19 protein-coding genes and 1 pseudogene are annotated in these 20,281 nt (G+C 70.0%); 10 read left to right on the forward strand and 10 right to left on the reverse strand.

Annotated features, from left to right (window positions below):
* Nucleotides 1-315: 315 nt before the first annotated feature.
* The 3 genes and pseudogenes from ACO0M4_RS34915 (at nt 316) to ACO0M4_RS34925 (ending at nt 3,147) form a co-directional block, all read left to right on the forward strand.
* Nucleotides 316-939, forward strand: coding sequence for a histidine phosphatase family protein (locus tag ACO0M4_RS34915; protein WP_430375364.1), 624 nt, complete (start codon nt 316-318; stop codon nt 937-939).
* An 88-nt stretch (nt 940-1,027) separates the two neighbouring features.
* Nucleotides 1,028-1,733 (forward strand): annotated as a pseudogene (locus ACO0M4_RS34920) (IS5 family transposase); the annotation flags it as partial.
* Nucleotides 1,734-1,800: 67 nt separating this feature from the next.
* Nucleotides 1,801-3,147 (forward strand): IS630 family transposase, encoded by a 1,347-nt coding sequence (locus ACO0M4_RS34925; protein WP_430369505.1) that lies wholly within the window; start codon nt 1,801-1,803, stop codon nt 3,145-3,147.
* 56 nt (nt 3,148-3,203) lie between these two features.
* Here the strand turns inward: ACO0M4_RS34925 and ACO0M4_RS34930 are convergent, their stop codons facing one another.
* Together ACO0M4_RS34930 and ACO0M4_RS34935 are read right to left on the reverse strand one after the other, a co-directional pair.
* Nucleotides 3,204-3,989 (reverse strand): IS630 family transposase, encoded by a 786-nt coding sequence (locus ACO0M4_RS34930; protein ID WP_430375089.1) that lies wholly within the window; start codon nt 3,987-3,989, stop codon nt 3,204-3,206.
* Nucleotides 3,983-4,282: a helix-turn-helix domain-containing protein gene (locus tag ACO0M4_RS34935; protein WP_430375090.1), complete on the reverse strand. Its 300-nt coding sequence runs from the start codon at nt 4,280-4,282 to the stop codon at nt 3,983-3,985. The genes ACO0M4_RS34930 and ACO0M4_RS34935 overlap by 7 nt, the downstream gene beginning before the upstream one ends.
* Before the next feature lie 48 nt (nt 4,283-4,330).
* Between ACO0M4_RS34935 and ACO0M4_RS34940 the strand changes: the two genes are divergently transcribed.
* Nucleotides 4,331-4,660, forward strand: a complete 330-nt coding sequence (locus ACO0M4_RS34940; protein WP_430375091.1) for a hypothetical protein — start codon at nt 4,331-4,333, stop codon at nt 4,658-4,660.
* A 29-nt stretch (nt 4,661-4,689) separates the two neighbouring features.
* Here the strand turns inward: ACO0M4_RS34940 and ACO0M4_RS34945 are convergent, their stop codons facing one another.
* A complete protein-coding gene (locus tag ACO0M4_RS34945) occupies nt 4,690-5,121 on the reverse strand; it encodes a DoxX family protein (protein ID WP_430375092.1) in 432 nt (143 codons plus the stop codon).
* A gap of 106 nt (nt 5,122-5,227) precedes the next feature.
* On the opposite strand from ACO0M4_RS34945, the gene ACO0M4_RS34950 reads away from it, so the two are divergent.
* A complete protein-coding gene (locus tag ACO0M4_RS34950) occupies nt 5,228-5,782 on the forward strand; it encodes a TetR/AcrR family transcriptional regulator (RefSeq protein WP_430375093.1) in 555 nt (184 codons plus the stop codon).
* A gap of 314 nt (nt 5,783-6,096) precedes the next feature.
* On the opposite strand, the gene ACO0M4_RS34955 is transcribed toward ACO0M4_RS34950, so the two are convergent.
* The 5 genes from ACO0M4_RS34955 to ACO0M4_RS34975 all read right to left on the reverse strand — a co-directional run bounded on the left by ACO0M4_RS34955 (nt 6,097) and on the right by ACO0M4_RS34975 (nt 11,099).
* A complete protein-coding gene (locus tag ACO0M4_RS34955) occupies nt 6,097-7,443 on the reverse strand; it encodes an IS630 family transposase (protein ID WP_430369505.1) in 1,347 nt (448 codons plus the stop codon).
* 45 nt (nt 7,444-7,488) lie between these two features.
* Nucleotides 7,489-7,956, reverse strand: coding sequence for a hypothetical protein (locus ACO0M4_RS34960; RefSeq protein WP_430375094.1), 468 nt, complete (start codon nt 7,954-7,956; stop codon nt 7,489-7,491).
* Between the two features lie 330 nt (nt 7,957-8,286).
* On the reverse strand, nt 8,287-8,949 hold the full coding sequence (locus ACO0M4_RS34965) for an SDR family NAD(P)-dependent oxidoreductase (protein WP_430375095.1): 663 nt from the start codon (nt 8,947-8,949) through the stop codon (nt 8,287-8,289).
* Nucleotides 8,950-9,219: 270 nt separating this feature from the next.
* The gene (locus ACO0M4_RS34970) at nt 9,220-9,858 is read right to left on the reverse strand and encodes a response regulator (RefSeq protein WP_430375365.1); all 639 of its coding nucleotides are present in this window, start codon (nt 9,856-9,858) and stop codon (nt 9,220-9,222) included.
* A complete protein-coding gene (locus ACO0M4_RS34975; RefSeq protein WP_430375096.1) occupies nt 9,855-11,099 on the reverse strand; it encodes a sensor histidine kinase in 1,245 nt (414 codons plus the stop codon). Before ACO0M4_RS34975 ends, ACO0M4_RS34970 begins: the two co-directional genes overlap by 4 nt.
* Nucleotides 11,100-11,277: 178 nt before the next feature.
* Between ACO0M4_RS34975 and ACO0M4_RS34980 the strand changes: the two genes are divergently transcribed.
* Entirely contained in the window at nt 11,278-11,745 is a 468-nt protein-coding gene (locus ACO0M4_RS34980) for a hypothetical protein (protein WP_430375097.1), read from the forward strand.
* A 457-nt stretch (nt 11,746-12,202) separates the two neighbouring features.
* The gene (locus tag ACO0M4_RS34985; protein WP_430375098.1) at nt 12,203-14,452 is read left to right on the forward strand and encodes a prolyl oligopeptidase family serine peptidase; all 2,250 of its coding nucleotides are present in this window, start codon (nt 12,203-12,205) and stop codon (nt 14,450-14,452) included.
* Between the two features lie 17 nt (nt 14,453-14,469).
* Here the strand turns inward: ACO0M4_RS34985 and ACO0M4_RS34990 are convergent, their stop codons facing one another.
* Nucleotides 14,470-15,114: a cysteine hydrolase gene (locus ACO0M4_RS34990; RefSeq protein WP_430375099.1), complete on the reverse strand. Its 645-nt coding sequence runs from the start codon at nt 15,112-15,114 to the stop codon at nt 14,470-14,472.
* A 159-nt stretch (nt 15,115-15,273) separates the two neighbouring features.
* Here ACO0M4_RS34990 and ACO0M4_RS34995 point away from each other — a divergent pair, with 159 nt between their 5' ends.
* The 3 genes from ACO0M4_RS34995 to ACO0M4_RS35005 all read left to right on the forward strand — a co-directional run bounded on the left by ACO0M4_RS34995 (nt 15,274) and on the right by ACO0M4_RS35005 (nt 18,924).
* Entirely contained in the window at nt 15,274-15,774 is a 501-nt protein-coding gene (locus ACO0M4_RS34995) for a pyridoxamine 5'-phosphate oxidase family protein (protein WP_430375100.1), read from the forward strand.
* 212 nt (nt 15,775-15,986) lie between these two features.
* A complete protein-coding gene (locus tag ACO0M4_RS35000) occupies nt 15,987-17,492 on the forward strand; it encodes an acyl-CoA synthetase (protein WP_430375101.1) in 1,506 nt (501 codons plus the stop codon).
* The gene (locus ACO0M4_RS35005; RefSeq protein ID WP_430375102.1) at nt 17,485-18,924 is read left to right on the forward strand and encodes a carboxyl transferase domain-containing protein; all 1,440 of its coding nucleotides are present in this window, start codon (nt 17,485-17,487) and stop codon (nt 18,922-18,924) included. Before ACO0M4_RS35000 ends, ACO0M4_RS35005 begins: the two co-directional genes overlap by 8 nt.
* A gap of 375 nt (nt 18,925-19,299) precedes the next feature.
* On the opposite strand, the gene ACO0M4_RS35010 is transcribed toward ACO0M4_RS35005, so the two are convergent.
* On the reverse strand, nt 19,300-20,259 hold the full coding sequence (locus tag ACO0M4_RS35010; RefSeq protein ID WP_430375103.1) for a LysR family transcriptional regulator: 960 nt from the start codon (nt 20,257-20,259) through the stop codon (nt 19,300-19,302).
* Between the last annotated feature and the right edge of the window lie 22 nt (nt 20,260-20,281).

Here is a 20,281-nt window from a genome sequence, read left to right on the forward strand (position 1 = left end):
AGCACAGCACTCAGCGGCCCGGAATCGACGCATTTCGACGTCCCGGCGCCCTACGCGGCAGATTTCACCTACCTCTCACCGACGCGGGAGTACACCGACCAGAACCGCGGGTCGGCAGGCCCGTTGTGTCGGCTCAGAAGCTGCGGGAGGACACCCGGGCTCCGAATGAGCAGCGGGACGCGATCGATCGGATCCCGCATCAGAATGCGGGATCCTCCTGGGGCTTGTCTTCTCTTTGGCGAATCGAGGGAACCGGCCCCAGTGAGGCAGCGTCCGTTGATGCACAAGAGCGCAGTGGGTGCAGAGGAGCTTGAGATGACTGGCACGGCCACCCGTTACCTCTATCTCGTCCGGCACGGTGAGGCGACGGCTGACGAGAGCGGACTGGCAGGGGCCGGCCGGCGGCAAGCCACGCTGCTCGGCCAACGCCTCCGGAACATCGCCTTTACATCTGTCCACCACGGTCCGCTGCCGCGGGCAGAGCAGTCCGCGCGCCTGATCGGCGACCAACTCAAGAACGTCCCTCTGCACGTCTCGGACGTCGCCGGTGACTACGTGCCCTACGTACCGGAAAAGGACGAGCTCCCGGCCGAATCGGCAGACTTCTACCTCCGCTTCCTCGCTGGTACCACCGCTGAGGAGCGGAATCACGGGCCTGTGCTGGCCAGCCAGGCGCTGGATCTGTTCACCGGGCCGGTGGACGGCGAAGAAGACCGGCATGAATTGGTCGTCACCCGCAACTTCCTTGTCGCCTGGCTCGTCCGAGACGCCATGCATGCGCCGAAGTGGCGTTGGCTCGGCCTCAACCACTGCAACGCGGCACTCACAGTCATCCGCTACGCGCCGGGGCGATCCGCCTCAGTCCTCATCTCCAATGACATGCGGCATCTGCCCGTCGAGCTGCGCTGGACTGGGTTTCCCCCCGAGCTGCACATCTGAGGGCACCCGTCGGGCCATTTCCATGGCTCATTGCGCCAGGCGAAGGCGTTGTCAAGCACACCCTCACAGTCTTGCCGGTTGATCGAAAGTGGTTGCCCGATTAGTGATCACTGATGCGATGTGGCACGCCGAATCGAGCCGTTGATGCCGACCGATCCGGTTCGTGGCCGGCGGTGAGCGGATCACCGCCGCACGATCGAGGCCCTCGCGTGGAAGTACCGCGCCTGCTCACCCTGGCGCGACCTCCCCGTGGAGCTCGGTTCCTTCAAGACAGCGCACAAGTGGCTGTTGCGGCGGGCTATCGACGGAGCCTGGGAGAAGATCTTCGCCGCCATCCTGGCCGCGGCGGATGCGGATGACGACATCGGTTGAAGCGCCTCAGTGGACTCCAACGTCTGCAGGGCCCACCAGCATGCTGCCGGAGCCTGCAAGGGGAATGCCGTCCCAGGCGAGCCCACCGGCCATGCCCTGGGACGCTCCCGTGACTGCCTGAGCACGAAAGTCCACGGCGCCAGCGACACGCATGCCCGGCCCCTGGCGATCAGGGTCACCGCCGGGCAGGCGGGTGACGCACCGGAGTTCACCGCCGTGATGGCCGCGCTCCGCGTGCCCCCAAGGCGGCCCCGGGCGCCCTCGCACCGGACCGGACCGGACCGGACCGGACCGGACCCGACATGGTGATCGCGGACCGGTCGTACTCCTCTCGCACAATCCGCTCCCACCTACACCAACGACACATCCGGGCGGTCATCCCGCAGTCGGCGGACCAGATCCGCAACCGGCTACGACGCGGCCCGCAACCCAGCGCAAACCTAGTGCGATGCGCCAGAAATCCTGAGCTTAAGTATGTAGCCTGTTTTTATGTCTCGAGGACCTCGTGCTGTCGAAGTTGCGCTGTCCGGTAGGGAACGCGCGGAGTTGCTGCGTTGGGCGGGCGGAGCGGTCGTGCCGCGTCTTGCTGAACGAGCGCGCATCGTCCTTGCCTGTGCGGACGGGATGCCCAATGCGCGCGTAGCAGCAAAGTTCAAGGTCACCACAGACACCGTGAGGAAGTGGCGTTCACGGTTTGCCGCCCAGCGGATGGCAGGACTTGCAGATGAGTCGCGGCCAGGTCGACGCAAGGCGGAGTTGGTGCTCAGCGAGGCCGAGCGGGCCCAGCTGACGCGCTGGTCGCGGCGGGCGAAGACCGCTCAATTCCTGGCTCTGCGGGCGAAGATCGTGCTGCGGTGTGCGGAGGGCGGGACCAACAAGCAGGTCGCTGCCGAACTCGGCGTCGGCCACCAGACGGTGAACCGATGGCGAGCCCGCTTTATCGCCCATCGGCTGGACGGGCTGGTCGATGAGCCCAGGGTGGGCCGGCCACCGTCGATCCTGCTCGACCAGGTCGAAGACGTCGTCGTGGCGACCCTGGAGTCCACGCCAGGCAAGGACACGCACTGGTCACGTGCCTCCATGGCCGCCCACACCGGACTGTCAAAGTCCACCATCGGTCGGATCTGGAAGAGGTTCGACCTCAAACCTCACCTGCAGGACTCCTTCAAGCTCTCCACCGACCCGCAGTTCGTCGCGAAGGTCGTCGATGTCGTCGGCCTGTATCACAACCCGCCCGAGAAAGCCGTGGTGTTATGCGTGGACGAGAAGGCCCAGATTCAGGCACTGGACCGGTCCCAGCCGGTCCTGCCGATGATGCCTGGGATGCCCGAACGCCGCACACACGACTACCTGCGGCACGGCATTACCAGCCTGTTCGCCGCGTTCAACATCGCCGACGGCACCATCATTGGCGAACTCCACCGCCGTCACCGGGCCATTGAGTTCAAGAAGTTCCTGATCACGATAGACAAGGCGGTCCCCGCCGGACTCGACGTGCACCTCGTATGTGACAACTACGCAACCCACAACACCCCCGAGATCAAGGCATGGTTGGGAAGGCATCCGCGCTTCCATATCCACTTCACCCCGACCGGTTCCTCCTGGATCAACCAGGTTGAGCGCTGGTTTGCACTGCTGACCGACAAGCTCATCCGCCGCGGCGTCCACACCTCCGTCAAAGCCCTTGAAGCCGACATCAGGGCCTGGATCGACACCTGGAACGAGAACCCCAGATCCTTCAAGTGGACCAAAACCGCCGACGAGATCCTCAAATCCCTCGCCGACTACCTCACCAGGATCACTCCTCCAGACACCAACAACCAACAAGAAACTTAAGCTCGGGATTTCTGGCGCATCGCACTAGTGCTGCCCCGCGCAAGTTCGTGGAGGGGTCAGGCAGCCTTGAGTGGGGTGCCTTCGTAGGTCCATCGGTAGGGCTTGGCGGTCTCGTTGTGCCCGATGACGTATGCCTCCAGCTTGTCGATGAGGTCGTTGCGGCTGGCGAAGTCGCCATACCGCACGACCCGGCGGGTCAGGGTAGAGAAGAACAGCTCGACCTGGTTGAGCCAGGAGGCGTGCGGAGGGGTCCAGCGGACGTGCCAGCGCGGGCGCGCCGCCAGCCATGCCCTGGTGTGCCCGGCTGTGTGGGAGGAAGCGTTGTCGAGCACGACGTGGATCTCCTGGCAGGGTGCGATCGACCGGTCGAGCTGGTCCAGGAAAGCCGTGAAGGTCACCGCGTCGTTGCGGGTGATCACCTCGGTGAGCACCTCACCGGTGCGCACATCGAGGGCGGCGACGAGAGAGGCGGTGCCGTGCCACCGGTACACGAACTCCTGCCGGGCGAGTTCCCCGGGGCGGGCGGGACGCCCGGGATGGCGACGCGAACGCGCGGCGATCGCGGTCTTCTCGTCGATCGAGAGCACTACCGCCCCCTCGGGTGGATCGAGGTAGAGGGCGCACACCCCGGCGGCTCGCTGCCAGAAGTCGGGGGTGTCCCGGCGGGTGAGCCAGCCACGGACCTTGTGCGGCTTCAGATCCAGACCGGCCAGGATCCGGCCGACCGGGGAGGCCGAGATCGGAGCCAAGCCGGTGCCAGCCACCCGCTGGGCGATGGCTCGGTGCGACCAGGTCGCCTCCGGATACGGCGGCACGCTGGTCGCGATGGCCACAATCACCACGCGCGCCCGGGCCCATATGCCTTCGGCCGCCCCGGCCGCTCGGCGTCCCGCAGGCCCTCCGGGCCCAGGGCGGCGAACCGCCCCCGCCACTTGCGCACCGTATTCACACTGATCTCCAGCTCCCGGGCGATCGCACCGTTGGCCAGCCCGTCCGCTGCCGCGAGCACAATCTTGGCCCGCAGCACCGCCCGCACCTCGGACTTCGCCGACGCCACCGTCTTTACCAGCCGCTCGCGGACCTGCCGATCGATCGACACCGCAACCGCCGTCCCCGCCCACCGCTCACTACGCACGGCCAAGGATCATGGCAGACCGCCCGTCGCACCCGGCAGGATGGGCCCTTGCCGAAGAACCCCGCGGAATCGATGCAACACCACTTGCGCCAGCGTCTGAACCGCCACGCCCACGAACGCTGGCCGCACGTGGATGCCATCACGGTCCGCTTCCGTGCCGGATTCGCTTACGTGGCAGCCGAATCGAGCGGCGGGGACAGACTGCCGCTGTGCCGCCTGCGCTTCACCGGCGTGCTGCACACCTGGGGCTTCGCCCTCTACCTGGCCAGCAGCGACAGCTACAAGGACAACATCCTGCCCAGCGGAGTGCCCGTCGGCTCCCCCGAAGAAGCCCTCGACTGCGCAGGCGACCTCTATCTCGGCGAATCTGCTATCTGATCAACCCCCTCTGCGGAACCAGGAAGGCGTCAGCCCGCGAGGGTCAGCGCGGCGGCTGCGATGAATACCACCTGCAGAGCGGTGCGCAGCCCCAGGGCGGTGGCGCCGGGCAGCTGCCGCCGGGCGGCCGAGACGTTGGCCGGGAACATGGCGAGCATCATCAGGACGAGCCCGGCCGCAGCCCAGACGGCCGTCGCCGGAACGAGGATCAGGACAGCGCCCGCGAGCTCCAGCACGCCGGTCAGGGTGACCAGCAGCTCCGGCTGGGGCAGGCCGGGCGGGACCATCGCGACCAGCTTGGCGCGCAGCACCGGGAAGAAGTGGGCGAAAGAGGTGAGCAGGAACATCAGCGCGACGCCGACCTTCAGTGCGGCGTTCCAGCCGTCGAGCGCCTCGACGCCGGCCAGGCCGGCCAGGCGGGCCGCCAGAAAACCGGCGACGAGTGCGATCAGGGGTTCCATCTCAGCCTCCGGCAGGGCAGGTGTGCCGCCCTGCTTGCAGGGAATCTTGACATCGTCAAGTTATCGACAGTCGTGGATCTTGTCAATGGCAAGTTACGATCGGGGCATGCCAGCCCAGCCCTATCACCACGGCGACCTGAGGAATGCCCTGCTCGCTGCCGCCGTCGAGGCCATCGAGCAGAATGGGCCCGCCGCGCTCAGCCTGCGAGAACTAGCCCGCCGCGCAGGCGTCTCCCACGCCGCCCCCGCCCACCACTTCGGCGACAAGGCAGGACTGCTCACCGCACTCGCCACCCAGAGCTACGACCTCCTCGCCGACGCCGTACGCGCCGCCGGGCCGGCCCTGTTGGAGGCCGGGATCGCCTACATCCGCTTCGCCGTCGGGCACCGTGCCCACTTCACGGTGATGTTCCAACCCGGCCTCTACCACCCGGACGACCCGGAGCTGTCCGCCGCGCGGGCCCGCTCCGACCGGGCCCTCTCCGACGCCCTCTCGGCGACCGTCCCCGCGCACGGTGAGGACCGCGAGTTCAAGCTGGCGGCCTGGTCAATCGTCCACGGCTTCGCCCACCTGTGGAACAACGGGTACGTGACTGGCCGGCCCGAGGACGACCCCGAAACGGCCGCCCGCGCCGTGATCAGCAAGTTCCTCCAGGCCTGACGGTTCAGGCGGCGGGCGGTGACGACCCGCCAGAGGAGCGCGCCCTGCCGTCGACCGGCAGGGCGCGTGCTCAGGCCAGCGCCACCACGGGGACCAGCGTGCCACCGCCGGCGCCAGCGGGTGCAGCGCCAGCCGGACGCAGACCAGCGCCAGCTACCAGGACAACACCTGCCGACGGGACTTCCTGCTGGCTCCCCAGAAGAAGCCCTCAACTGCGCAGGCGACCTCTATCTCAGCGGACCCGCGATCTGATCAACACCCCTCCACGAACTTCCGCGAAACAGCACTAGTGCGATGCGCCAGAAATCCCGAGCTTAAGTTTCTTGTTGGTTGTTGGTGTCTGGAGGAGTGATCCTGGTGAGGTAGTCGGCGAGGGATTTGAGGATCTCGTCGGCGGTTTTGGTCCACTTGAAGGATCTGGGGTTCTCGTTCCAGGTGTCGATCCAGGCCCTGATGTCGGCTTCAAGGGCTTTGACGGAGGTGTGGACGCCGCGGCGGATGAGCTTGTCGGTCAGCAGTGCAAACCAGCGCTCAACCTGGTTGATCCAGGAGGAACCGGTCGGGGTGAAGTGGATATGGAAGCGCGGATGCCTTCCCAACCATGCCTTGATCTCGGGGGTGTTGTGGGTTGCGTAGTTGTCACATACGAGGTGCACGTCGAGTCCGGCGGGGACCGCCTTGTCTATCGTGATCAGGAACTTCTTGAACTCAATGGCCCGGTGACGGCGGTGGAGTTCGCCAATGATGGTGCCGTCGGCGATGTTGAACGCGGCGAACAGGCTGGTAATGCCGTGCCGCAGGTAGTCGTGTGTGCGGCGTTCGGGCATCCCAGGCATCATCGGCAGGACCGGCTGGGACCGGTCCAGTGCCTGAATCTGGGCCTTCTCGTCCACGCATAACACCACGGCTTTCTCGGGCGGGTTGTGATACAGGCCGACGACATCGACGACCTTCGCGACGAACTGCGGGTCGGTGGAGAGCTTGAAGGAGTCCTGCAGGTGAGGTTTGAGGTCGAACCTCTTCCAGATCCGACCGATGGTGGACTTTGACAGTCCGGTGTGGGCGGCCATGGAGGCACGTGACCAGTGCGTGTCCTTGCCTGGCGTGGACTCCAGGGTCGCCACGACGACGTCTTCGACCTGGTCGAGCAGGATCGACGGTGGCCGGCCCACCCTGGGCTCATCGACCAGCCCGTCCAGCCGATGGGCGATAAAGCGGGCTCGCCATCGGTTCACCGTCTGGTGGCCGACGCCGAGTTCGGCAGCGACCTGCTTGTTGGTCCCGCCCTCCGCACACCGCAGCACGATCTTCGCCCGCAGAGCCAGGAATTGAGCGGTCTTCGCCCGCCGCGACCAGCGCGTCAGCTGGGCCCGCTCGGCCTCGCTGAGCACCAACTCCGCCTTGCGTCGACCTGGCCGCGACTCATCTGCAAGTCCTGCCATCCGCTGGGCGGCAAACCGTGAACGCCACTTCCTCACGGTGTCTGTGGTGACCTTGAACTTTGCTGCTACGCGCGCATTGGGCATCCCGTCCGCACAGGCAAGGACGATGCGCGCTCGTTCAGCAAGACGCGGCACGACCGCTCCGCCCGCCCAACGCAGCAACTCCGCGCGTTCCCTACCGGACAGCGCAACTTCGACAGCACGAGGTCCTCGAGACATAAAAACAGGCTACAGACTTAAGCTCAGGATTTCTGGCGCATCACACTAGCCCTGCTCCGCCCCCGAAGCCGGAGGGTTTCCCAGCGTCACGTTGCCCATCCGTATCGCGGCGGCGGAGCCGTGAGTGGCCCGGATGGTCACGTTCCCGCCCGCGGCCACGCCACCGCGGTCGGCCGACATACCTGGAGCCGGAGCGTGCTCGTCCAGCAGCGCCCGCAACCCGTTTACGGCCGCGGCCTGTTCGGCCTCGTCCAGTGCCTCCAGCGCCGCCTCGAAACGGGTCTGCCACACCGCCACCTGGCGAACCCGCACCTGCTCGTCCGCACCGTCTCCGGTGAGTTCGGCCGCACTGCGGTCCAGCCGTTCCAGCTCCGTACGCTCACGTCGCGCGTCTCCGCGTCCGAACCATCGGGCCGCTGCCTGCCGGAGACCGGCCCACGCCTCCGTGCCTGCCGCCTGCACCACCGCGGTACCGCCTGCCGCGGCCACCGCCGTCAGCGCTTCCTCCACCATCCCGGCCCCTTCCCCGCTCGCCCATCCGCTCGGTATGCCCGTCCGCTCACCATCCGCGCCCGCAGGCGGCTGCCTTCGCGGCTCTCCCCCACAACACGTTCCGCCACAGCGGGAAGTTCCCGCTTCTCGGGCCCTCCGCGCGCGGTTGGTCACTGCTTCATCTGTCACCAGGCGCAGCCGAGGTGGCCAAGAAAGGCGTCTCAGCAAGAAGGCGTCTCAGGCCGGCGCGTACGGGTACCAGCCCTCCCGTACCTGCGGCCGGACGCCAAACCCTTCGGATCGCCCCGCGCTGGCGGAGAGCACGGCGGCGGCATTGACCACGCCGGGCTGCTAGTTGACCGTTTCGCCGTCGATCAGGACGTCACTCTCCCATTGGTCGGCCGGCTGCCGGGCGAGCCGTACGTAGTGCTCGGCGATCCGGTCGGGGACGAGGGGAGAGCCCGGGGAAACCGGCCCGCCGACGGTGACGGTGGCGATGTGCACCCCTTGCGGTCCGAACTCGTCAGCGAGCACCGCGCGGGCCGCGCGCAGCCCGGCCTTGCCTATGGACAAACTGGTTGCCGTGACGCGGGCGGTCGGCATACCGGAGGTGAGCAGGACGGTGCCTCCGCCGGCGGAGGCCATGCGCGGAGCCAGGTGCGTCACCGCGCTCACCGCGCCGACCACGTTGACCCGTAGAGTCGCCGCCAGCTCCGTGGCTGACAGTTCGCCGGGGCGGTCGTAGCGGACCCATGCGGCGTTGTACACCAACACCTCCGGGACGCCGAGCCGCTCGACGGCGGCGTCCAGCCCGGACCGCAGCGATATCTCGTCGGCTGCGTCGGCCAGCAGGCCGAGCGCCTTGCCTCCGACCTCCTCGACCGCCGCGACGGCGCCGTCGACGGTGGACCGGGAGCGGGCCAGCACTGCGACCGACGAGCCCTCACGGGCGAACCGGCGAGCCACGGCCTGGCCGATGCCTGGCTCCGCACCGATCACGAAGGTTCCAGCCATGGTCGGTCATCGTCCTTTCGGTGGCACCGGTCGATCGACTGCCGCCGACCGGTGCGGTTGAAGGGGTAACCGCGGCCGCCATGCTCCATATTCCGTATTCCGCAGCGCAGTTGCCCGGGCTTGCTGACGAGACCGCGCCGCAGGTCAGCCGCCCGGTTTTGACGCCGAGGCGCACAGGCAGCGGAACACCGTCGAACGACGCGATCACCGCTACGCCCGACTCCCCACCACACATCTCGCCCCCATGCCCGGTTCGCGCCCAACCACCCCCTACCCGCCCACCCCCATGAAGCGCAGTACGGCCAGTACCCTCCGGTGGTCGCCCTCCGCCTTGGGCAGGTCCAGTTTCGCCAGGATGCTGTTGATGTGCTTGGCCACCGCGCTTTCGCTGACCACCAGTTGGCCGGCGATCCCCGCGTTGGAGCGGCCTTCGGCCATCAGTGCCAGCACCTCGCGCTCGCGCTCGGTCAGCCGCTCCAACGGGTCGCTGGGGCGCCGTACCAGCAGCTGGGCCACCACCTGCGGGTCCAGGGCCGTGCCGCCGGCCGCGACCCGGCGCAGCGCCTCGATGAACTCCTCGACATCGGCGACCCGTTGCTTGAGGAGGTAGCCGACGCCGCTGGTGTTCGCGGCGAGCAGTTCGGCGGCGTAGCGTTCCTCGACGTACTGGGACAGCATCAGGACGGCGGTGTCCGGCCACTGTTGCCGGATGACCAGCGCGGCCCGCACCCCCTCGTCGGTGAAGCCGGGCGGCATGCGGACGTCGACGACGGCGATGTCCGGGCGGTGTTCCTCCACGGCCCGCAGCAGCCCCTCCGCGTCCCCGGCCTCGGCCACCACCTCGAACCCGGCCGTCTCCAGGACGCGGACCACCCCGATCCTGAGCAGAACGGAATCCTCGGCGATCACAGCGCGCTTCTCAGCGTGCACGGCAGCTCCACGGTGATGACGGTCGGGCCCCCTGCGGGGCTGTCAATGGCGAGGGTGCCGTCCACAGAGGCCACGCGGTGCGCGAGCCCGGTCAGGCCGGTTCCCCCGGAGGGGTCCACCCCTCCCCTGCCATCATCGGTGACCCGCACCCGCAGCGTGTCACCGGCCCGTATGGCCGCGACCTCGGCGCGGCTCGCCCGTGCGTGCTTGGTGACGTTCGCCAGTGCCTCGGAGACGACGAAGTAGGCCACCGCCTCCACGGCGGGCGCGGCCCGCTCGGCCACGTCGACGGCGACCTGGACGGGCAGGGGCGCGCGGGCGGCGATGCCGGAGAGTGCCGCGTCCAGCCCGCGGTCGTCCAGGACGTGCGGGTGCAGGCCGCGCACCAGGTGGTTGAGATCCTCAAGGGCCTCCTTCGCCTCGCGGTGCGCCTCGCCGATGACCGCACGGGCCTCGGGCGGCAGGTCGGTGAGGGTGGCCCGGGCCAGGCCCAGGTTGACGGCCAGGGACACCAGCCGCTGTTGGGCACCGTCGTGCAGATCGTGTTCGATGCGGCGGCGTTCGGCGTCGGCGGCGGCCAGCGTCTCGGCCCGGCGTTCGGCCAGGTCCTCGACCCGCCGCTCCAACTCCTCGGCCCGGCTGGGCCCGAGCAGCCGCCGGGCGATCAACGACTCCAACCGGACCACGGAACCGGTCAGCCGCGGCAGGAACGGCAGCACGGACAGCCCGGCCACGGCCAGGAGCCAACCGTCTACGTTGGCCCACTGTATGAAAGCCCACTCCTGTGGAAACACCCAGTACCAGCCATAGAAGGTGATGCCGCCGATGCTGCCCACCCATAGGGCGAGCACCACAGCTTCAACAACGCCCAGTACCGGCCCGGCGAGCTGGTGGTAGCCGAGCTGGCGCCAGTACGGGCCGGTGCGCAGCCGGCGCCAGGCGCGTTGGAGGTCGTTGCGACCCTTCACGGGTGGGGTGCGGGGGATGCCGGTGTCCGCGTACGCCGCGAAGCGGCGGCGCTGGAGCCAGGTCACGGCCGTCGCGCCGACGGTAGCGAAGGCCAACGCCACCACGGCACCACCGGGGGCGTAGGCGACGGTGACGCTGAACCACACCCACAGCAGGAGGGCGGCACCGTGCAGCAGGACGCCGGTGTACAGGAAGGCGATCTGCGCTCGTATGCGGGCCAGGCGGCGTGGCCGCACGTCGGGTCGGGTCATGGGTACGACGGTAAACGCCCAGGTCAGCAGGGGCTATCACGCCTGCGTCCGGAACGAGGGTGTAGCTAGTGCCACCCCAAGTCGGACAGCGGTGTTACTGACTGGGGCCGGTGGAGAGTGGAGCGTTGATCACGAGCCCGAACGTCGGGTTCGTGACACCGGAAGGACCTCCTCCGCCATGGCCCTCCTCGCCTTCAGCCCGCTTGCGGACGACGGACGTTGCGCAGAGACCGGCGTCGGCCGTGGCGGACCAGTGCACCTCGGCCGCGCGCACCGCTGGCAGGGCCGCATACTGGCGGCCTCCGGTCTGGCCCTGCTGCCGTGGCTCGGTTACCTCGCCAGCACCCTGCCACCCGCCGAGGCGGCCGCCTGGGTCACCCTCGACGCGCTGGAGGCCGCCGCCCTGCTCGCCGCCGGCACCCGCCTGCTGCGCGCCGACGTCCGCCACCGCGCTCCTGCGGCCGCCGCGGCCGTGCTCCTCCTCGCCGACGCCTGCGTCGACCTCATCACCGCCGCCCCGGGCCCGGAGCTGGCGGCCGCGGCGGCCATGGCCGTCGCGGCCGAACTTCCCCTGGCCGCCCTGTGCGCCTGGCTTGCGTCGCGGCCGGCCCAGGGCACCATGGGAGCGGGCGACGAGGCACCCTGACGACCGGCCGGGCCGGCGTCCGCCGCGTATGGCTGGTCGCCATTGACGGCACTTTCGCTGCACTGCGGTCTACCGACGGCGCGGAACGCGCATCGTCAACGTCACCTGGATGCGGTCGACGCTGCGATTCTCACCTTCGCCTGCGCCCGCTGCCGGCGTCCGGGTATGATCCGTTGGCTCCGTTCGACCGTCGCCTCTGCGATCACCGCAGGCCGCCGTCGTCCCCGCGCAGACGCCCGGCAGGACGACAACGAGCCCTCAGCGGCTTCGGGTTCCCGGATCATCCGCTGCGTCCTGGCAGCGACTTACCCGGCCCTGTAGCCGGGTCGCACGTTCACCCACCTGGCGACGCCTGACTACGGCATGCGCACACTCTGCACCACGCTCACCACACACCACGCACACCTGTCCAGGTATGCGGCTGCCGTCTTTGCTGCACCCCATGGAGGACACCACCGTGAAACGACAGACCGAGCACACCGAGAACACCCCAGGCACCGACGACACCACGCGCACCAAGCTGACCAAGCACACCACCGGCACCGTCGCGGGCGACTCCCCCAACGCTCCCGTAGGCACGGACGACACCGCCGATGCCGCCAACTCCGACCCATTTCCTGAGCAGTTCGCTCGCACCCGGCGCTTCTCCCTCGGTGTGCCCAGGCAGTTCAGCCTCTCTCCCGACGGGCGACGGGTGCTGTTCGTGCGTACCGGGTCGGGCAGCGATCCCGTAGGGCGGCTGTGGCAGTACGCGGGAGGTGAGGAGCGGTTGTTGGCCGATCCGTTGCTCCTGGTGGGTGGGGGTTCCGAGGACGTCCCCGAGGAGGAACGGCTGCGTCGGGAGCGGGCGCGGGAGCGTTCGGTCGGCGTGGTGGGGTACGCGACCGATGACGCGGTGCGGGTGGTGGCGTTCGCGCTGTCCGGTGCGCTGTGGGTGGTGCGGACGGATGGTGGTGCACCGTTCACCGTGCCGACGGCCGGGCCGGTGGTCGATCCCCGGCCGTCGCCGGACGGGCGGTACGTCGCGTACGTGAGCGGGCGTGCGCTGCACGTCGTCGGGCTGGACGGCGACGACCGGCAGCTGGCGCGCCCGGAGGGGCCGGAGGTCTCCTACGGGCTCGCCGAGTACATCGCCGCCGAGTCGATGAGCCGGTCGCGCGGCTACTGGTGGGCCCCGGACGGCCGTGGCCTCCTGGTGGCGCGGGCCGACACCGCATCGGTGGCGCGGCGCTACCTCAGCGATCCGGCGGACCCGGCCCGGCCGCCGCAGGTGATCCGCTACCCGTCGGCGGGCACCGCCAACGCGGAGGTGACGCTGCATCTGCTCACCCTGGACGGCGGCCGCACCGAGGTGTCCTGGGACCGCGCCGGGTACGAGTACGTCGTCGACGCGGGTTGGGATGCGCATGGCCCGTTCGTGGCCGTGCAGAGCCGGGACCAGCGGGTACTGCGGACGCTCGCGGTCGATCCGGTGACCGGCGCCACCGAGGTGCGGCACGAGCGAACCGATCCCACCTGGGTGGAACTGGTGCCCGGCACCCCGGCCCGGACGGCCTCCGGTGCCCTGGTGCTCCCGGAGGACGACGGCGACACCCGTTGGCTGACCGTGGACGGGCGGCGGGTCACGCCCGAGGGGCTACAACTGCGCGCGGTCCTGGGTGTCGAGGGCGAACGAGTGCTGTTCACGGCGAGCGAGGATCCGACGGAGACCCATGTGTGGCGCCACGAGCCCGCTGCCGGGTGCCGCCGACTGAGCGGAGATCCTGGTGTCTGGACCGGTGTCGGGCGCGGTGGGACGACCATCCTGGCGGGCCTCACTCCACGGGGGCACGAGGTGCACGTCGTCCAGGACGACCACGGGCCGGCGCAGCCCTCCTCTCTGGGCATTGCCTCGCTCGCCGAGGAACCGGTGGTCGTTCCGCAGCAGATCCACCTCACCCTCGGGGAACGGCAGTTGCGGGCGGTGCTGTATTTCCCGTCCTGGTACCGGCAGGGCACAGGGAAGCTGCCGGTGCTGCTCGACCCGTACGGGGGCCCGTCGTTGCAGCTCGCCATACGGGCGCGGGGGTGGACCAGCTGTGTGTCCCAGTGGTTCGCCGAACAGGGCTTCGCGGTCCTGGTGACGGACGGGCGCGGCACTCCGGGGCGGGGGCCCGTCTGGGAGAAGGCCGTGTACGGCGACCTCATGGGGCCCGCGCTGGAGGACCAGGTGGACGCGGTACGCGCGGCCGGGGAGCGCTTCCCGGACCTGGACCTGGGGAGGGTGGCGATCCGCGGCTGGTCGTTCGGTGGGTTCCTGGCCGCGGCGGCGGTCCTGCACCGCCCGGACGTCTTCCACGCCGCGGTCGCCGGTGCCCCGCCCACCGACCAGCGGATGTACGACACCCATTGGAAGGAGCGGTTCCTGGGCCACCCCGATGAGCAGCCGGAGAACTACGCGCGCTCCTCTCTGACCGGCCACGGCCATCTGTTGCGCCGCCCGCTGATGCTCGTCCACGGGTTGGCGGACGACAACGTCGCCGTTGCGCACACCCTGCGCTTCTCCGCGGAGCTGCTGGCGGCGGGCCGGCCGCACACCGTGCTGCCGCTGCCCGGTGCCACGCACCTCCCCGCCGACGACGCGGTCAACGCCAATCTGCTGCGCGTCCAGCGGGACTTCCTCATGGGCGCGCTGCCCGCCCCCGAGGAGGACCCCACCGGACGCTGACCCGTCCCGCCGCGTGGTCAGCGGGCGCGCCGTGGGTGCTGCCAGCAGGTGAGGACGTCTTCAGTGGTCGTCACGGTGGCCACCAGGGCCAGGGTGTTGCGGACCATCGCGGGGGTGTAATCGGCGGGCACCCCCGCGATGGCGTCGGCCGGAACGACCGCCGTGTAGCCGAGGTTGACGGCGTCGAACACGGCATTCGGGATCGCCACGTTCGCCGAGACTCCGGTGATGACGAGCGTGCGGCACCCGAAGTTGCGCAGCAGTGCGTCCACGTCGGTGCCGGCGATCGGCGAGAGGCCGTGCAGTCTGCGCACCACCAGGTCGTGCTCCGACACCGGTATGGGGTCGGCGACGCGGACCGCGGTCGACCCGATGGTCTGGCGCACCGGCAGCCGCTCGGCCGCATGGAAGATCCGGGCGTTGCGGTTGGCGCCGCGGCCGTCGGGGCGCCGTTCGGCGATCGCGTGCAGGACCTGGACACCGGTGTCGTGAGCTGCCGACACCAGGCGGGCGATCCGCATCAGCGCCCCTGAGCTGCGGGCCGCTTCGGCCAGTTCGGGCAGTGCACTGTCGGTGCCGACCACGCCGCGCTGGCATTCGACGGTGAGCAGCACGGTCGTGGCCGGGTCCAGCTGCTCGACGAGCCGGGCATCCGAAGGCATCAGCGTTCTCCTCTATGGAAGACGCCCCGGCGTCCGCGCACTACGGGCGGGCGCCGGGGCGGCGGGTCGGGAGGCGCGAGGGTACCGACCATTGCGTCCGGCAGGAAGAGCCCCCATGATTTCTGACACTCCATCAGACTTGGGGAAAGGGCTGCGAGGATGACCGAGACACCGCGCACGGCTGGCACGCCCCGGACGGCAGCGCCCCAGCGGCGCGGCCGCCGGATCATGATGACCCCGTCGGAGCTCGACGCCTTTCTGGCCGCGCAGCGGACCTGCCGGGTCGCCACGGTCGATGCGGACGGCACGCCGCACGTGGGCGCACTGTGGTTCGTCTGGGACGGGACGGCGCTCTGGCTGTACTCGATCACCCGGAGCAAGCGGTGGGCGCAGCTGCGCAAGGACCCACGGATCGCGGTGGTGGTGGACGACGGGCACGAGTACGCGGAACTGCGCGGCGTCGAACTCACCGGCCGTGCGGAGTTCGTCGGCGAGGCGCCGCGCACGGGAAGGACCTGCCCGGAACTACTCACTCCGGAAAGGCTGTTCGCGGAGAAGAACTTCGGGCTCAAGGAAATGCCGCACGACGGCCGGCACGCCTGGCTGCGCCTGACGCCCGAGTCGGTGGTGTCCTGGGACTTCCGCAAGATCCCGAACTGAGCACCGACACTTCGCCTCACGCGACCGCCGCCGGCACGCGCCCCGGCCCGTCACGCAAGCCGAGTTATCCACAGGCAAGCGGCGCGTCGATCACAACGTCGGCGGTCTCTGCGAGAGTGGTCTTCGTCAGCCCGTTCCGCGCGGCGGCGCGTGCGGGATCGGGACAGCTCCGGCCCATCCGGCCGGCAGCCGACACGAACGAAGGAGACCCGGTGAACGTGCTCTTCCCCGCCCTGCACGACGGCTCGCCCGCACCCGCGCTGCGCTTCGGTGACCGTGCCCTCACCCATCGCCAACTGGCCGCGGTGGCCGGCCCGCTCGCCGAACGGATCGGCGCACTCGCCCCCGGCAGCGCGCCCCGGATCGCAGTCTGGGCGACGCCGACGCTGGAGACGTCCGTCGGAGTGGTCGCCGCACTGCTCGCCGGGGTGGCCGCGGTGCCGCTGAACCCGAAGATCGGTGAGCGTGAGCTGACGCACATCGTGACGGACAGCGCCCCCTCGCTGGTCTTGGCCGAGCCGGGCACCACCCTGCCGGGCCCGCTGGCCGCACTCCCCCGCATCGACGTGGAGGTCACCGCGCCCGCCGAGGAGCCGGTGCCCGCTCCGCTCCCCCTGGAGCCGGGCGACGAGTCCCCCGCCCTGATCGTCTACACCTCCGGGACAACCGGCCCGCCGAAGGGCGTCGTCCTCCCCCGGCGTGCCCTCGCCCGCACCCTCGACGCACTGGAGGACGCCTGGCAGTGGACGGCCGACGACGTGCTGGTCCACGCTCTGCCGCTGTTCCACGTCCACGGCCTGATCCTCGGCGTCCTCGGCCCACTGCGCCGCGGCGGAAGCGTCCACCACCTGGGCCGCTTCAGCACCGAAGCGGTCGCCCGGGAGCTGTCCGCGGACGGCACGATGCTCTTCGGCGTACCGACGATGTACCACCGCCTCGCCCTGGACGCCGGCGAGAATCCGGCCCTCGCCAAGGCGCTGAGCCGCGCCCGGCTGCTGGTCTCCGGCTCCGCCGCACTGCCCCTCACCGACCACGAGCGGCTCACGGCGGCCACCGGCCGCCGAGTGATCGAACGCTACGGCATGACCGAGACGCTGATGAACACCAGCGTGCGCGCGGACGGCCCCGACGCCACCGGCACGGTCGGCGTCCCCCTCCCCGGGGTCTATGTCCGCCTCGTCGACGACGCGGGCCAGGCCATCGAGGCAAGCGACGGCGAATCGGTCGGCGAGATCCAGGTGCGGGGCCCCAATCTCTTCTCCGAGTACCTCAACCGCCCCGACGCCACCGCCGCGGCCTTCGACGGCGGCTGGTTCCGCACCGGCGACATGGCCGTGCGGGACCCCTCAGGGAACTACCGCATCGTCGGCCGTAAGGCCACCGACCTCATCAAGAGCGGCGGCTACAAGATCGGCGCCGGCGAGATCGAGAACGCCCTCCTGGCACACCCCGGTGTCGCCGAGGCGGCCGTCACCGGTGAGCCCGACGAGGACCTGGGCGAGCGGATCGTCGCCTGGATCGTGCCCGAGGCCGGCCCCACCGTCGGCCCGCCCCCCTCCGCCCAGGAGCTGACCGACCACGTCGCCCACCAGTTGGCTCCCCACAAACGGCCGCGCATCGTGCACTTCCTCGACGCGCTCCCGCGCAACGACATGGGCAAGATCCTCAAGCGGGACCTGCGGGCCGCAGCGCCCCCGGCAGGAGCCGGCGATGCATGAGCACCCGCCGCGCGACGCGGCCCCGCTGCCCAGCCTTCGCCTGACGGCCCGTCAAGCCATCGCGGCCGTCACCGACTCCTACACCGAATTCACCCCCACCACCGCCCCAGGAGAGCCCCCCACACCCTCACACGCACCGGGCGTCCCGTCCCCTCCCCCCGACGGCCCGCTCGGCTGGCGCGGTTACGACGCCTCCCGGCAGCGCGCCCGCGACCGGACCGGCGAGGAGGAGTCGGTGCTCACCGCGCTCGCCACGATCGGCGACACCGAAGCCGTGGTGGTGTCCTTCGAGTTCGGCTTCCTCGGCGGTTCCCTCGGCGAACGCACCGGCGACCGGCTGGAGGCCGCCTACACCGAAGCACGCGAGCGGCGCCTACCCCTCGTATCGCTGATCGCCACGGGCGGCAGCCGGATGCAAGAAGGCATGCGGGCCCTGTCGCAACTGCAGCGGGTGGCCCGACAGTCCGCGCTCAACCGCGCCGCGGGACTACCGCAGATCGCGGTGCTCCGCGACCCGACCACCGGCGGGGGTTGGGCGACGCTGGGCGCTGGAGCCGATGTGATCCTCGCGCTCCCCAAGGCCCAAGTCGGCTTCGCCGGCTCACGCGTACGTCCCCCGGACGCCGATCCCCACGCATACTCCGCCGAGGGACAGTTCGCGGCCGGCCAGGTCGACGCCGTCGTCCCCGCCGACGCACTCCGCGCCGCACTCCAGCGCTGGCTCCACCTACTCGGCGCCGCTCCCACACCACTGGCCGAACCACCCCACCCGGCCCCCGTTCCGTCCGCGCTGGGCACCACCGGTCTGCCGGAAACCGGCTGGGACGCGGTGGAGCGGGCCCGCGACGCCCGGCGCCCGCGCGCCGAGGCGTATCTGCGCGCGTACTTCGACGACTGGGAGGAGATCAGCGGCGACCGGTGCGGCGGGCGCGACCCCGGAATGCGCTGCGGTTTCGGCCACCGTGACGGCCGCACCATCGCCTTCGCGGCCCAGTGCGGCACGGCCACCCGCCCGGCCGGCTTCCGCACCGCGACCAGGCTGATACGACTCGCGGACCGGCTCGGCATCCCGGTCCTCACCCTCGTGGACACCCCGGGCGCCGCCAACGACGCTGATGCCGAACGCGCAGGCGCCGGCGCAGCCATCGCCGACACCTTCGCCGCGCTCGCCGCCGCCCGCGTCCCGGTCACCTCGCTCCTCATCGGTGAAGGTGGCTCGGGCGGCGCACTGGCCCTGGCCGCCCCGAACCGGCTCTGGGCCACCCCCGACAGCTACTTCTCCGTGATCGCCCCGGAAATGGCCGCCGCCATCCTCAAACGCGGCCCGGACGAAATCCATCACACCGCCGACCAACTCCACATCCGACCGCAGGACTTGCTCAAACTAGGAATCATCCAGGACATCGCCCGCCCGGACTCCGCAACTGGGTGAAGGGCGTTCCGGGGGGCGGCGCTGGCCTGGTTGAGGTTGCCGGTACGGGCTGGAGGTGAACTCGTACTGCCGGCAGGGGAATCAGCACTGCATGCGGCCAGGCGCGGAGTGGGGGGATGGCAGGGGCTGGAGGGGGTTGCTACGGCGCTGGGGCGGGCGGGGCGCGCCAGACACGGACCGGAGGGGTTTTCTGCGCACGGCCTGGGCACGGCAGATGACGCTGCCTTGCGGGAGAGGGAGTCCAGGGATGGTGGTGGGGAGGGGCGGGGGGCGGTGGGGCGGGGGGAGGGGGAGGCGAAGCGAGACCAGCGGGACCCAAGAGCCACCGCCCACAGCCCGCCTCCCTGTCCCGCCCCGTCAATCACCCCCAACCCCTCAGCCGCCTCCCCCACTCGGCGGTTGGCCGTCCCCCATTGCCCTCCCGGCGTCCACGGCATCCACCGCCTCCGCGGCCTTCCGAAGCTCCGCCACGGCTGCCCGGATCGAGGGCCTACGGTCGGCATCCGCGCGCCAGATGGCGTAAACGTGGCGCCGCATGGGATGGCGTACGGGCACCACGCTCACGCCCTCCGGCACCGGCCCCCGCCCCAGCCGCGGCGACACCGCGATGCCCACCCCCGCAGCGATCAGAGCGAGCTGGGTTTGATGCTCCTCGGCCATATGCGCAATACGGGGCTCCACACCCTTACTGCGCAGGGTGAACATCAGCCAGTCATGACAGAACTCCGCCCGCGGCCAGGAGATCCATTCATCATCCGCGAACTCCTCCAGCTCGACGAACTGCCGCCCGGCCAACGGATGGTCCGACGGCATCGCCACATCGGACGGATCGTCCAGCAACGGTGCCTTCGCCAACCCGTCGGGCAGTGACAACGGCCGGTTGTACCAGTCCAGTACGACGGCCACATCGAGGTCACCGCGGACCACGCCGCGCACCGAGTCGTCCGGCTCCATCTCGTGCAACCGCGGGCGGAGCTTGGGGTGTTCGGCGCGCAGTGCGGCGAGTGCAGTGGGGAACAGTCCGCGCACCGCGGTCGGAAAGGCACCCATCCTCAGCTCACCCACCGGCCGACCACGATGAGCTTCCAGCTCGGCCTGCGCCAGCTCCACCTGGGAGAGGATCCGAGCCGCATGGTCGGCAAGCAGTCGTCCGGCGTCGGTCAGCCGGATACCCCTCCCGTTCTTCGCCAGCAGTTGCTGCCCCGTCTCGCGTTCCAGCTTGGCGATCTGCTGGGAGACCGCCGACGTCGTCACATGCAGCCCCTCGGCGGCCGCACTGACCGAACCGTGCCGAGCGATCGCAGACAGTGCCCGTAGCCGATCAAGGTTCAACATATAAGCAATGCTAAGCGATACC

Origin of the sequence: Streptomyces sp. RGM 3693 (genome assembly GCF_050471125.1) — a bacterium.
GTDB lineage: Bacteria > Actinomycetota > Actinomycetes > Streptomycetales > Streptomycetaceae > Streptomyces.

Bases quoted from the DNA above. Each gene is read 5' to 3' on its own strand.
- ACO0M4_RS34915 (WP_430375364.1), top strand. From the start codon at position 316: ATGACTGGCACGGCCACCCGTTACCTCTATCTCGTCCGGCACGGTGAG.
- ACO0M4_RS34925 (WP_430369505.1), top strand. From the start codon at position 1,801: ATGTCTCGAGGACCTCGTGCTGTCGAAGTTGCGCTGTCCGGTAGGGAA.
- ACO0M4_RS34945 (WP_430375092.1), bottom strand. From the start codon at position 5,121: ATGGAACCCCTGATCGCACTCGTCGCCGGTTTTCTGGCGGCCCGCCTG.
- ACO0M4_RS34950 (WP_430375093.1), top strand. From the start codon at position 5,228: ATGCCAGCCCAGCCCTATCACCACGGCGACCTGAGGAATGCCCTGCTC.
- ACO0M4_RS34955 (WP_430369505.1), bottom strand. From the start codon at position 7,443: ATGTCTCGAGGACCTCGTGCTGTCGAAGTTGCGCTGTCCGGTAGGGAA.
- ACO0M4_RS34960 (WP_430375094.1), bottom strand. From the start codon at position 7,956: ATGGTGGAGGAAGCGCTGACGGCGGTGGCCGCGGCAGGCGGTACCGCG.
- ACO0M4_RS34965 (WP_430375095.1), bottom strand. From the start codon at position 8,949: ATGGCTGGAACCTTCGTGATCGGTGCGGAGCCAGGCATCGGCCAGGCC.
- ACO0M4_RS34975 (WP_430375096.1), bottom strand. From the start codon at position 11,099: ATGACCCGACCCGACGTGCGGCCACGCCGCCTGGCCCGCATACGAGCG.
- ACO0M4_RS34980 (WP_430375097.1), top strand. From the start codon at position 11,278: ATGGCCCTCCTCGCCTTCAGCCCGCTTGCGGACGACGGACGTTGCGCA.
- ACO0M4_RS34990 (WP_430375099.1), bottom strand. From the start codon at position 15,114: ATGCCTTCGGATGCCCGGCTCGTCGAGCAGCTGGACCCGGCCACGACC.
- ACO0M4_RS34995 (WP_430375100.1), top strand. From the start codon at position 15,274: ATGACCGAGACACCGCGCACGGCTGGCACGCCCCGGACGGCAGCGCCC.
- ACO0M4_RS35005 (WP_430375102.1), top strand. From the start codon at position 17,485: ATGCATGAGCACCCGCCGCGCGACGCGGCCCCGCTGCCCAGCCTTCGC.
- ACO0M4_RS35010 (WP_430375103.1), bottom strand. From the start codon at position 20,259: ATGTTGAACCTTGATCGGCTACGGGCACTGTCTGCGATCGCTCGGCAC.